Annotated in this window: 7 protein-coding genes; 5 read left to right on the top strand and 2 right to left on the bottom strand. The window is 34.4% G+C overall.

The genetic code is table 11. The features are described 5' to 3' along the window. Positions 1-3: 3 nt before the first annotated feature. Both APR43_RS14845 and APR43_RS14840 read right to left on the bottom strand, forming a co-directional pair. Positions 4-498, bottom strand: a complete 495-nt coding sequence (locus tag APR43_RS14845) for a metallophosphoesterase family protein (RefSeq protein ID WP_053471701.1) — start codon at positions 496-498, stop codon at positions 4-6. A 348-nt stretch (positions 499-846) separates the two neighbouring features. Continuing rightward, positions 847-2,775, bottom strand: a complete 1,929-nt coding sequence (locus APR43_RS14840) for an SPFH domain-containing protein (protein ID WP_053471702.1) — start codon at positions 2,773-2,775, stop codon at positions 847-849. 475 nt (positions 2,776-3,250) lie between these two features. Between APR43_RS14840 and truA the strand changes: the two genes are divergently transcribed. The 5 genes from truA (at position 3,251) to APR43_RS14815 (ending at position 13,442) form a co-directional block, all read left to right on the top strand. Then, positions 3,251-3,985 carry a tRNA pseudouridine(38-40) synthase TruA gene (gene truA / locus APR43_RS14835; protein WP_053471703.1) on the top strand — a complete coding sequence of 245 codons (735 nt, stop codon included), beginning with the start codon at positions 3,251-3,253 and terminating at the stop codon, positions 3,983-3,985. 83 nt (positions 3,986-4,068) lie between these two features. Continuing rightward, entirely contained in the window at positions 4,069-5,823 is a 1,755-nt protein-coding gene (locus APR43_RS14830) for an ABC transporter ATP-binding protein (protein ID WP_053471704.1), read from the top strand. 13 nt (positions 5,824-5,836) lie between these two features. Then, positions 5,837-7,408, top strand: a complete 1,572-nt coding sequence (locus APR43_RS14825; protein WP_053471705.1) for a histidine kinase — start codon at positions 5,837-5,839, stop codon at positions 7,406-7,408. Between the two features lie 85 nt (positions 7,409-7,493). Next, entirely contained in the window at positions 7,494-10,082 is a 2,589-nt protein-coding gene (locus tag APR43_RS14820) for a zinc-dependent metalloprotease (protein WP_053471706.1), read from the top strand. Positions 10,083-10,103: 21 nt separating this feature from the next. Then, entirely contained in the window at positions 10,104-13,442 is a 3,339-nt protein-coding gene (locus APR43_RS14815; RefSeq protein ID WP_053471707.1) for a SusC/RagA family TonB-linked outer membrane protein, read from the top strand. Positions 13,443-13,444 lie beyond the last annotated feature (2 nt).

Raw genomic sequence — 13,444 nt, 5'->3', positions numbered from 1 at the left:
GCCTTATTTTTTCCCAATCTCGATAATTTCCAAATCCTTTATTTTATCATCGTCAATAACAAAACGAAGCATGGTTCGCATTTGATGAAAACCGCTTTTTCCTGCCGCTCCGGGATTCATGTGCAATAAATTATTCTTTTTATCAAACATTACTTTTAAAATATGCGAATGTCCACAGATAAATAACTTTGGCGGGTTCGAGGCCATTTCTTCCCTAATACTAGGATTATACTTCCCCGGATAACCGCCAATATGCGTAATCCAGACTGAAACATTTTCGCATAAAAACCTGTTATGAAGCGGAAATTCTAATCTTGCCTGCGCATCATCAATATTACCATAAACACAGCGAAGTGGTTTTAGCTTTTTTATAGTATCTGTAACATGTAAATCGCCAATATCTCCGGCATGCCAGACTTCATCAGCCTGATTGACATATTTTAAAATAACATCATCAATATGAGAGTGGGTATCGGAAAGCAGGAGGATTTTTTTCATTCTTTTTTTTAAAGGGACAAAGGTTCAAAGAAACAAAGATACAAAGGTTTTTTAAAAGGGGCTAAGATGCTGAGTTGCTAAGATTCTAAGTTTTTTACGTCTGTATTTATGTAGAGACGCACAGCAGTGCGTCTTACGCCAGATTGGTTTTAAAAGATACAAAGGTTTTTCTTTAGAGGCGCACCGCAGTACGGCTTTCGTATGGTTTTCATTTCTTTTAAACATAAAAAAAAACCGATCTGCTGGTGCAAATCGGTTTCAAACTATGTGTTAGACGCACTGCTGTGCGTCTCTACGATATACGATGTCTTTTACATTTCACATCTAACGTTTAACATTTTATAATAATTATTTCTTCGGATTTTGATTTTTAACTTCTTTCAAATCCTTAGAGTCTTTGGTATCCATCATTTCCATTAGTTTTAATCCTAATAAACCACTGATAGAACCATCAGAACCACCGTTTCCAGTAATTAAAACATCTGGAATTACTTTGATATTTCCTTTACCAATTTCCTCAGTAACTTTATATCTTGTAAAGTTATCGCCGCCCATTGCGCTAACCTGAAGTTGGTAAGCTTCGGCAGTAGATTTACCAATTGCCATAATCTTTTCAGCTTCTGCAAGACCGGTTTTTGAAATTCTTTCCGCTTCGGCACTAGCATTTAATTTAGTTGCTTCTGCCTGTGCTCCTGCTCTTGCTTTTGTTGCTTCTGCTTCTGCATTGGCACGCATTTTTGTAGCTTCTGCTTCTGCGTTTACATTCAGTTTTAAACTGGTTGCATCCCCTTCTGCTTTCTTAACTGTAGCATCTGCAGTACGCTGAGCAATTTCAACACTTTGAGAAGCACGTACAATTTCTTTCTGCATATCCGCAATTGCCGTTTCTTTCTCCATTCCCTGACGCTGTTCTTGCGCCATTCTTTGGGTTTGATATGTTTTTTGCTCTTCTTCTGCCAGTTTTCTGTCTGTCAAGGTTTTCATTAATGAATCTGGCGGAACGATATCTCCAATCAGGGTATCAACTGCATTTACGTTATATTCATCAAGTACTAATTTGATATGATTTTTAGCCGATTCCTGACGCTCTTTTCTGGTTGTCAAAAACGAAATCACATCGCTGTCCTGAGCCGAGTTTCTGAAATAGTTACCAATTGTAGGCTCTAAAACCTGAGAAACCAGATTGTTCATGCTTCCGAAACGTGCAATCACTTTTGGAGCTTCTGCTGCCGGCACGTGAATAATCTGCGCTACGTCAAGATTGAACGGGAAACCGTCTTTTGAACGAACCGTAATTGTAGAAAGATTTTTATCTAAATCATGTGATTCGCTGCGCGCGTTTGCCCAGTTTAAAACTAAGTTCGTTGTTGGTACTGCTTCTAATTTTGTGGTGTATTTATTCAACGCATATTTTCCAGGCCCAAAAGGTTCCATCCAAACACCACGCTGTCCTTTTGAAACAATATTACCGTGTTTAAAAGTATCTCCGGTTACATCTTGTCCGTCTTCTCCAATATAAGAAATCACAACTCCAACATAACCAATTGGCACATCTGTCATTGGGTTTTGCTCAATTAAAACTCCCCATGTATTGATATAATAAGAACCGGCTAACATAACCTGAGGCTGTAAACCACGATTTCCGCCATGTTCCAAAAACTTATCAAAATCCTGAAAGTTATTATGATCGTTAACAAATTTACCCGCAATTTGTCCCTGCGGAATTGGTTCACCGTCCAGAGCGGTTACAATACCAATCATGTTTTCAAAAATTTTAATTTGATCTGCAATTACAATCTCAAACAAAAATGTATTAATACGGTAAGAACCCGTTGTGATAAAAGCTGTCTGACGTCCTTTTTGACCTCCATTGTCTAAAAAAGCAGTTGCATCCTGAAAATTATCACTTTCTACTTTTCTGGCTAAGATTCTTCCGGTTGGAATTTCTTTTCCGTCTTTACTTAAAACCAGTCCAATTTTTCCTTCCGGAATTAATGTGAAACCAGTCATATCTATTGAATACTGCCAAATCCACATTCCCCAGTATAAACCCGGAGCAAGTGTTTTTGCCTGATAACCGGCTTCACCTTTTGTAGCGATAATTCGGCCATCTGGTAATGATTTGTCCGTGCCAAACAAAACGAATTTTTTGGTCACTAAACCAATTTTATCTTCTGGAACTATTACCATTCCGAAGAAAACACGTAAAATAAATTTGTAAAAAAGAATGGCAAATACAATTAAAAGTATCCACCAATAAGAGGTAATTTCATTCATAGTTTTAGATATTTAATGGTGCAAACATAGGAGAAATATGAAGTGTTAAAATGAAAAATTTTAAAAATTAACATTTGGAATTTTCTGACCAAAAATGTTAAAAAATGATTTTAATTATATCGTTGGAATTGTCAATTTGTGACACGATTTTTAGCTGGGCAAACTATGATTTGCATTTTGGGTTTTAAGGGATTTTAACAAAGATTCTGAGATTCTGAGAAGCTAAGGTTCTAAGTTTTGTTTTTAGATTTTTATTGAAATGGATATTTATCGATTTTAAAATATATCGGAAATATTATACCTATAATATATAATGCATTTCCAATCTGGCGTTAGACGCACTGCTGTGCGTCTCTACCCATTAATTGAGGATAAAAAAACTTAGTCCCGATAACTATCGGGATAGCAACTCAGAATCTTAGCATCTTCAAAAAAACCTTTGTACCTTTGCACCTCAAAACCTCTGTACCTCACAATGAGATATTTTATTCATTTTGCTTATAACGGAACTCATTATCATGGCTGGCAGTTTCAGCCCAACGCTTCATCAGTTCAGGAAACTTTAAATAAAGCGCTTTCAGTTTTATTGAATTCGGATATAAATGTGATGGGTGCCGGAAGAACAGATACCGGAGTTCATGCCGAAGAAATGTACGGGCATTTTGATTTAGAAAAATCAATTGACATTCCGGTTTTGGTACACAAGCTGAATTCGTATTTACCAAAAGATATTGCAGTTTATAATCTTATTCCCGTTCACGACGATGCGCATTGTAGATTTGACGCTACAAAACGAACGTACGAATATCATATCAATACGGTAAAAAATCCGTTTTTAGAGGAATTGAGCTGGTATGTAAATCAAAAGCTAGATATTGATTTAATGAACGAAGCAGCGAAGATTTTATTAAACCATACCGATTTTCAGTGTTTTTCGAAAGTGAATACAGATGTTAATACTTTTGACTGCACGATTTTTGAGGCGTATTGGAAAAATGAAAACAACAAACTGGTTTTTACAATTTCGGCGAATCGTTTTTTACGAAATATGGTTCGGGCAATTGTGGGAACTTTAATTAATATAGGATTACACAAAATTACGCTGGCTGATTTTGAAAATATTATTGCCAGCAAAAACAGAGAAAAAGCCGGATTTTCGGTTCCGGCGCATGGTTTATATTTAACCAAAATTTATTACGATTATTTATAGCTGTAGGCTATAGGCTTTAAGCAGTAAGCTTCAAGCACTTTATTAAAAGCCTATTGCCTAAAGCTTAAAGCATCAAAAAAAAAATGAAAGCAAAAGCATTTGATACTGGTTTATTTAAAAGAATTTTAAAATATACGAAACCTTATAAGTGGCGTTATTACGGCGTTATTATTTTTGCGGTTTCGCTTTCCATATTTGCTGCACTTAGACCTTACTTATTAAAGCAAACGGTCGACGGCTATATCAAGACACACGACAAAGAAGGTTTACTATTATACATTATTTTAATGGGAGGCGTTTTGTTGATGGAAGTTTTCTCTCAGTTCTATTTTGTGTATTGGGCGAATTGGCTTGGACAGGATATTGTAAAAGATATTCGGAACAAGCTTTTCAAACATATTCTAAGTTTTAGAATGAAATATTTTGATTTGGTTCCGGTTGGACAATTGGTTACCAGATCCGTTTCAGATATTGAATCGATTGCACGTATTTTCAGTCAGGGATTATTTATGATTATAAGTGATTTGATGAAAATGCTCGTGGTTTTGATTTTTATGTTTTACATGAACTGGAAACTGACTTGGATTGTCGTTGTTGCCATGCCAATTCTGGTTTATATCACCCGAATTTTTCAGCGTAAAATGCAGGTTGCTTTTGAAGAAGTGCGAACGCAGATTGCTAATATGAACTCGTTTGTTCAGGAACGTGTAACGGGAATGAAAATCGTTCAGCTTTTTAACCGTGAAAAAATCGAAGCCGAAAATTTCAGGGTTATCAATGACAAGCACAGAGTTGCATGGATTAAAACCATTTTGTACAACTCAATCTTCTTCCCTATTGCCGATATTATTTCATCTATCACTTTAGGTTTAGTAGTTGTTTTTGGTGGATTCAAAATTTTAAACGGCGATAACTTTACCACGTTTGGAGATTTGTTTTCTTATACCATGTTTATCGGGATGCTTTTTAATCCGCTGCGTCAAATTGCAGATAAATTCAACGAGATGCAATTGGGAATGATTGCTGCCAATCGTGTTTTTGATATTATCGATACCGAAGATCATATTCAGGATACTGGAAAAATTGAAGCTCCGGTTTTTGACGGAAGCATCGAGTTTAAACAAGTTCGTTTTAGCTATATTCCGGAGGAAGAAGTAATAAAAGGGATTGATTTATCTGTAAATTCCGGACAAACCATTGCAATTGTAGGTTCTACCGGAGCCGGGAAATCTACAATTATCAATTTGCTGAACCGTTTTTATGAAATCAACAGCGGAACAATTTACATTGACGGACAAAATATTGAAGATTATACTTTGGCTTCTTTACGAAAACAAATTGCGGTTGTTCTACAAGATGTCTTTTTGTTTGCCGATACGATTTACAATAATATTACACTTCATAATCCTGAAATTACCCGCGAACAGGTTTTAGATGCTGCAAAGAAAATTGGCGTTCATGACTTTATTATGAGCCTTCCTGATAATTATGATTTTGATGTAAAAGAACGCGGCGTTATGCTTTCGTCTGGACAAAGACAATTAATTGCATTTTTACGTTCGTATGTAAGTAATCCGAGTATTTTGATTTTAGATGAGGCAACTTCGTCAATTGATACGTATTCTGAAGAATTAATTCAGCGTGCGACGGAAACGATTACAAAAGGAAGAACTTCGATCATTATTGCGCATCGATTGGCAACAATTGTAAATGCTGATAAAATCGTGGTTATGGACAAAGGTTTAATTGTGGAACAAGGAACACATCAGGAACTATTAACAAAAACTGATGGTTATTATAAAAACTTATACGATTCTCAATTTTCGGTTGCGAATTAATTTATAAAACAATTTGAGATTTAGATTAAAAAAAATAACATCCCGACGTGCTTTCGTAATTTACGTCATCGTTTCGATTCTTGTTACGGTTTTTTCTGTATACATATTAAGTAACTTAATTACTGATCTTACCGAAAAAGCAAATGAAGAGTCAGCACAGCGTAACTTTATTAAAAAGCAGGAATTTTTGTCGCAGGAATTCTCAAAACTTCTGGAACAGGAAAACAGAATAAAGCATGTTTTAAAAATAAGCCGACCGGAAGAACTCGCGTCTAACTTACATGTTTTATCTTCAGTTCAAAACACCAATGTATTAGTAGCTGATAATTGGTTTCAGATAAATGATAATAAAATTCAGTTTGGAACCGATTCTATTTCGGATGACCTAAAAAAAGATGCAGAAGATTTTATCCAAAAAAATAAAGATCAGGATCATATCAATGTTATTATTCCGCAGGGACAAGAATGGGTTTGGAGAATTTATTTCAGACTTACTTCAAAAAACACAGTTGTTCGTTATGGTTACGATATTAACTTAAAAAAACTTGTTGATTATTTTTCCAGTATAGATGTCAAATCGACTAACAATTATGCTTTTATTTTTGATAAATCAGGAAGATGTATTTATCATCCCGAATTGAATTTTATAGGAAAAAATATTTATGAGATTTCCTCTACCCGCGCAATTGATACCATATTTACTAAAAAGCAGGATTATGCAAAAAGAGTTGCTATGTCTGAATATTTAGGGCTGGATGTTATTCGATTTACAAAAAAATTAGACCTTAGAAATACACATTGGTTTATATGTGTTAATTTCCCAAAAAATGTTAGTGACGAAAATGTAGCGTTGATTAATAAATATTCAACTTGGATTTATTCGATTACAACGGTTATGCTTTTGCTGATTTTCTATTTATTCTCATATGCAAACAGGCGCGCGTATAGAGAAAAAGGAATTGCAATTAAAGAAAAAAACCGACTTCTGGTAGAGAACGAAAAAATTATAAAAGAAAAAGCGCTTATTCAGCTTCAGCATTTAAAAGAACAGATAAATCCGCACTTTTTATTCAATTCGCTTAACTCCTTATATATGTTAGTGGGAAGTGATGTAAAAACGGCGCAGAAATTTACGCTGAATCTTTCTCGCATTTATCGTTATTTAATTGATCCGCCAGAAAAAAATGTCGTTTCACTAAAAGATGAATTATTATTTATTGAGAAATATATCTTTTTACAGCAAACCCGTTTTAAGGAAGAATTGTTCTTTTCGATAAAAATCGAAGACGAAAAAGCTTTAGAAAAATTTATTCCATATCTGGCATTTCAGGTAGTGGTTGAAAATGCTATTAAGCATAATATGGCAACGCAGGAAAATCCGTTGACTACAGAAATCCTGATTCAAAAAGATCAGGTAATTATTAGTAATAATCTTCAAAAAAAGGCTCACAGTGAACCCAGCACTAATTTTGGTCTAAAATACCTGTCGAGCATCTATACTTTCTACTCCAGAACCAATTTAAAAACCTCAGAAAAAGACGGCAATTTCGTTTGTATTTTACCTTTAATATCCATTCACTCCTAAAAAAAAGCCATTCACTCCGTTTTGTTTTTTTTCTGAACTAAATTCGAATAGTTTCGATGAAAATTAACTTAAACTTAACACCAAAATGAGGGAAAAGGCATTCCTACATAATGTAAAATTACTTTGCTTATTAATTTTATTATTATTCATTCCTGTTACAGTTCTTTCGCAAAAGAAAAAGAAAAAAGAAACAGAGACTGAAGTTGTAAAAGATTCTACTGATTCCAAAAAAGGAAAAAAATATAGTGATCTTATAAAAAAGGGTACATTAAAAAAAGGGCTGTTCAATATCATTCAGGTTAAGACTGATGTTTATTTTGAAATTCAGGATAGTTTGTTTAAAAGAGAATTTCTGATTGTAAACAAATTATCACAAGTTCCTTTTCAGATTAATGAAGCTGGTTTAAATAAGGGAATGAATTATGAAAACAAAATCATTTCCTTTTATAAAGATACAATTGCAAAGAAAGTTTGGGTAAAAACATATGTTCCTAAAGTTTCTTCACCAAAAGAAGATGCCATTACAGCATCTGTAATTGACAATTTCTCTGAATCTATTATTGAAGTTTTTGATATTGAAACCAAAAACAACGATTCGAGCGCTGTAGTAATTAAAGTAAATAAGATTTTTGACGGAAAACAAAAAAGCTTCAATGATGTTTTGAGTAACACTGGTATTGGAGGTTCTGTAAAATCTGATTTATCGTATATAGAAAGTTTAAAAGCTTTCCCAAAAAATATTGTAGTAAAATCGCAGCTTTCAACTTCTTTCGTCGAAGGCACATCGTCATTACCAATTACTCTTGGTGTGACAAGTAATATTATTTTATTGGATAAAACTCCAATGAAACCTCGTTTTTCTGATAACAGAATTGGTTACTTCTCTGAAAAGCATTGGTATTTTGCCGATGCACAGCAGGCAATGCTTGAAAAAGAATTGATTACCCGCTGGCGTTTAGAACCAAAGAAAGAAGATGAAGAACGATATTTGAAAGGTGAATTAGTAGAACCTAAAAAACCAATCGTGTATTATATTGATCCATCGACCCCAAAACAGTGGAGAAAATATATCATTGAAGGTGTACACGATTGGCAGGTTGCTTTTGAAAGAGCGGGATTTAAAAATGCAATTATTGCTAAAGAACCTACTGAAAAAGATTTAGACTTTGACATTGATGATGTACGTTATTCGGTTATTACCTATGCGGCATCACCACAATCCAATGCTATGGGCCCTTCGGTTGTTGACCCAAGAAGCGGAGAAATTATTGAAGCCGACATTATTTGGTGGCACAATGTTATGACTTCGCTTCAAAGCTGGATGCGTATTCAAACCGGAGCAATCGACCCGAAAGCAAGAGGAAATGTATTTAGTGAGGAACATATGGGCGAAGCAATTCGTTTTGTATCGTCTCATGAAGTTGGACACACATTTGGATTAAAACATAATATGGGCGCTTCTTTCGCTTATGATGTTGAATCTTTACGTTCTAAAGAATTCACGGAAAAAATGGGCGGCACTGCTCCTTCTATCATGGATTATGCCCGTTACAATTATGTAGCACAACCGGAAGATAACGTAACTGCAATTACCCCAAAAATTGGTGAGTACGACAAATATGCAATCGAATGGGGTTACAGATGGTACGGTCCAAACGAAAATGAAACGGCAAGACTAAACGAAGCTATTACAAAACATCAAAACGACCCAATTTATTTTTACGGTGAGCAAGGCTCCCAAATCGATCCTCGTTCGCAGTCTGAAGATTTAGGAAATGATGCTGTAAAAGCAAGCGAGTACGGATTGAAAAACTTAAAACGTGTTGTAGATAATATCTTAAACTGGTCTTACGATAAAGATAAGTCTTATTACGAAACTGGTAAACTGTATATTGGAGCTATCGGACAATGGCAAACGTACAATGGTCATGTATTAACCAATATTGGCGGTGTTTACTTAAACCCAACAGTTCACGGCGATAACAAACAGAGTTATGTTCCGGTTCCTGCAGCAATGCAAAAAAGAGCAGTAGATTATTTAGTAAAAAATGTAATTACGATTCCACAGTGGTTGTTTTTTAATGACGTTTTAGACAAAACAAATCCACTGAAAGATTCTCCTTTTGGGCCTTATGAGTACACACCATATACAATGTCAAGAGCATTACAATATGATGTTATATATAGTTTATTTAGCGATGACCGTTTACTTCGAATGACAGAAAATGAATTATACCAGCGAAATAAAACCACCGAGAAGGTTTTTACCGTAAATGAATTGTTTAAAAAAATGCATCAGAATGTATTTGCAGGAACTATCCAAAACAAATCACTTACTATTCTGGAGCGTATGACACAAAAGAATTATGTAGATGTTTTAATTATTTCAACAAATAAATTATTTGAAAAAACGGATGTTAAAAAAACAATCCAAATACAAGAAACATTACAAATGCCTCATTTATGTTCTTTAGATGATGCACATATGGCGAGAAACATTAATAATTCTTTCTTAAAAAGAGTTACAGAAGTAACATCAGATAAAAAAGGGGAATTAACAAAAGTACTTCAACTATTAAGAACAAAAAGAAGTACCGGAGATGAATCAACCCAAAATCATTACCGCGATTTAATACAACGAATCGACAAAGCTTTGAACAATACAACCTTTTAATACATAACCCAAACCCAAAACATGAAAAAAATTCTACATGCCCTACTGCTGTTCCTGGCCATCGCAGGATATGCGCAGGAAACCCGAACTATTACGGGGATCATTCAAGATGAAGCTGACTTGTCGCCAATTCCTGGTGCATCGATCTTTGTTGAGAATAATTCGATCTCAAACAAAACTGCCATGGCAGGTATTATTCAAAGTGAAGGAATCGGAACTACTACTGATTTCGACGGTAAATTCTCTTTGAAAATTTCTAAAAATATTACTTCTTTGAGAGTTACATTCATGGGATACAAATCGTATACTCTTGAACTTTCTGCTCAAAAAAATTATACGATCAACTTAACGTCTGAAACTGCAAAACTTCAGGAGGTTGTTGTAACAGGTTACCAAAAAATTGAGAAAAGAAAACTTACTGCAGCGGTTTCTAAAATCGACATGTCTGCAATTCAGCAGACTGGAGTTTCTAGTATTGACCAATTATTAGTTGGACAAATTGCCGGAGTTGCTGTAAGCACACCATCTGGAGCACCTGGAGCGCCTGCGAAAATCAGAATCAGGGGTACAGCTTCTCTTAATGGTACACAAGATCCTTTATGGGTACTTGATGGATTGCCATTAGAAGGAAATGAAGTTCCTAAAAACTTTGACAAAGACAATATCGACATATTAGGCAACTACTCTATTGCTGGTTTAAATCCAGACGATATTAAAGATATCACGATTTTAAAAGATGCTGCTGCAACTGCTATTTACGGTGCGCGTGCTGCAAATGGTGTAATCGTGGTAACTACTAAAAAAGGTAGAGCTGGTAAAATGGTAGTAAGTTTCAATACGAATACATTTATCACACAAAGACCTGAGTTTTCTAAATTAAACTTGATGAACTCAAACGAGAAAATTGATTTAGAACTTAACATGGCAAGCCGTGCAGACTTGACTTACAGAGATACTGGCGGAGATATTTCTCGTATCCTAAACGGAACTGGTGAACTAGATGCTTACAGAGCTGGAGGATTTTCTGCTTTAAGCCCTGCATCACAACAATCTATCAATTCTTTAAGAGGAAACAACACAAACTGGGGTAACTTATTATACCAAACAGCTATCAACACGCAACACGGTTTAAGTTTATCTGGTGGTGGAGAAAAATCAGATTATTATTTCTCTTTAGGATACTATGATGAAAAGGGAGCAACTATTGGAACTGGTTTCAAACGTTACAACTTAACATTAAAAAACAACTATCAAATAACAGATAAATTTAAAGTTGGTGTTGGAATTTTTGGTTCTGAAAACAAAACTACATCTTACCTTACAGATACAGATGCGTTTACAAACCCATCAAATTACTCAAGAAACGTAAATCCATATTTAACTCCATACAACGAAGATGGAAGTTATAAATATGATCCGGATATCGCTGGTTATTCTGGTCGTTATGTTCCTTTTAACATCTTAGAAGAAAGAGCAAATACTTCTTACGATTTAAAAACAAGAGCTATTAAAGCATTATTAGATGCTGAATATAAAGTTACTAAAGACTTAAAAGTAACGTCTCAATTAGGTTTACAATTAGACAATACTGCTAGCGAAAAATTTGCTGGAAAAGAAACTTATTACACAAGAAAGCAAAAAGAAAAATCACGTTATTTTACTAACGGAGCTTACAATTATTTCCTTCCGGAAGGTGGAATTATTCAAAACTCAAATACAGACTTTTTTCAGTATAACTTAAAAACAATGATAAGTTACAAAACTGAAATTGCTGAGAAACACGAAATCGAAGCAATGGTTGGTAATGAGTTAAGAAGAAACTACACAACATCTGTTTCAACTAAAGGATTTGGTTTTGATGAGAAAAATTTAACTACACAGCCAATTCTTTTCCCTAACGCTGGTTTCGCTAAGGAATCTGATTATAAACAATATGCTAAAAGTGAAAATGAAAATGCTTTTGCTTCTTTCTTCGCTACAGCAGCTTATACTTACAACAGAAAATATAGTGTATTTGGAAGTGTGAGATACGATGGTTCAGATTTATTTGGTGTAGATCCTAAATACAAATATTTACCACTTTGGTCAACATCTGCATCTTGGGCAGTGTCTGAAGAAGATTTCTTAAAAGATAACTTAACACTTTCTAACTTAAGACTTCGTGCTTCTTACGGTTTACAAGGAAATATTGACAAAAATACTTCTCCTTACGTAATGGGTACTAATGGTACAACTATTATTTTACCAGGACAAAATGAGCAGATTATTGATGTTCAGAGCCCGCCAAATGAAAAATTACGTTGGGAAAAAACAAGTAATACTAACGTTGGTGCTGATATAGGTTTATTCAACAATCGTATTAGCCTTGTAACAGATTTATACGGAAGAAAAAGTTCTGACTTAATTGGTTTAAGAGCACTTCCATTAGAAAATGGTTTTGAGTATACAAATATGAACTGGGCACAAGTAAGCAACAAAGGTTACGAGATTACTTTGTCTACAAAAAATATTGACCGTCCAAACTTTCAATGGAATACAAGTATTAACTTTTCTCATAACAAAAGTAATGTAGACCGTATCGAAGTTCGTGATACTGATTATTTACCAAACAGAGAAGGACGTCCGGTAAATGCTGTATTTGGATTTAAAACAAACGGAATTGACGAAAATGGATATCCTTTATTTATCAACAAAAAAGGAGAAACTGTAAACTCTCAAACATTCTTTGGTTTATATGACCCATTTGCTGATATTTTCCCAGGAGAATTAGCGCAGTCAAATTTATCAGCTGCTGAATTTAGAGACTTATTTGTTTATTTAGGAGACAGAGATCCTAAGTTTACTGGAGGTATTACCAATACTTTTAAAGTAAGTAATTTTGATTTAACAATTGCTGCTTCTTTCAACATCAAACAAACTGTAACAAGAACTCCTCCATACAATGGAACAATCGTAGACAGAGGACAAAATTACAGTAGAGATATTTTAGATGCATGGTCACCAACTAATACATCTTCTAACTTACCAGGAATTACAAGTAAAGATTCAGGAACAGGAGATTCTTATATGGCATACCTATGGTATTCTGGACAAAATCAAATTACAACCTACAATTATTTAGATACATGGGTTAGCGAAATGAGTTATATGAGATTAAGCAGTTTGCGTTTAGGTTATACATTCCCTAAAGCATTTACAGATCAAATTAACATTTCAAGCATCAGACTTAATGTTGAAGCTAGAAACTTATTCGTAATTAGTTCTGATTACAAAGGTTACTTTGACCCTGAAACTTTCGGAAACATTTATGCACAACCAGTTCCTAAGTCATTTACTTTAGGATGTAATGTAACTTTCTAATA

It is taken from the genome of Flavobacterium sp. NLM (assembly GCF_002210235.1).
GTDB classification, from domain to species: Bacteria; Bacteroidota; Bacteroidia; order Flavobacteriales; family Flavobacteriaceae; genus Flavobacterium; species Flavobacterium panici.
The sequence above is the reverse complement of the archived record's forward strand: the minus strand, read 5'-3'. Positions and strand labels throughout refer to the sequence as shown.

What these genes read in the sequence shown, in the direction of transcription:
- APR43_RS14815 (WP_053471707.1), top strand. Translation starts at nt 10,104, where the DNA reads ATGAAAAAAATTCTACATGCCCTACTGCTGTTCCTGGCCATCGCAGGA.
- APR43_RS14830 (WP_053471704.1), top strand. Translation starts at nt 4,069, where the DNA reads ATGAAAGCAAAAGCATTTGATACTGGTTTATTTAAAAGAATTTTAAAA.
- APR43_RS14840 (WP_053471702.1), bottom strand. Translation starts at nt 2,775, where the DNA reads ATGAATGAAATTACCTCTTATTGGTGGATACTTTTAATTGTATTTGCC.
- truA (WP_053471703.1), top strand. Translation starts at nt 3,251, where the DNA reads ATGAGATATTTTATTCATTTTGCTTATAACGGAACTCATTATCATGGC.
- APR43_RS14845 (WP_053471701.1), bottom strand. Translation starts at nt 498, where the DNA reads ATGAAAAAAATCCTCCTGCTTTCCGATACCCACTCTCATATTGATGAT.
- APR43_RS14820 (WP_053471706.1), top strand. Translation starts at nt 7,494, where the DNA reads ATGAGGGAAAAGGCATTCCTACATAATGTAAAATTACTTTGCTTATTA.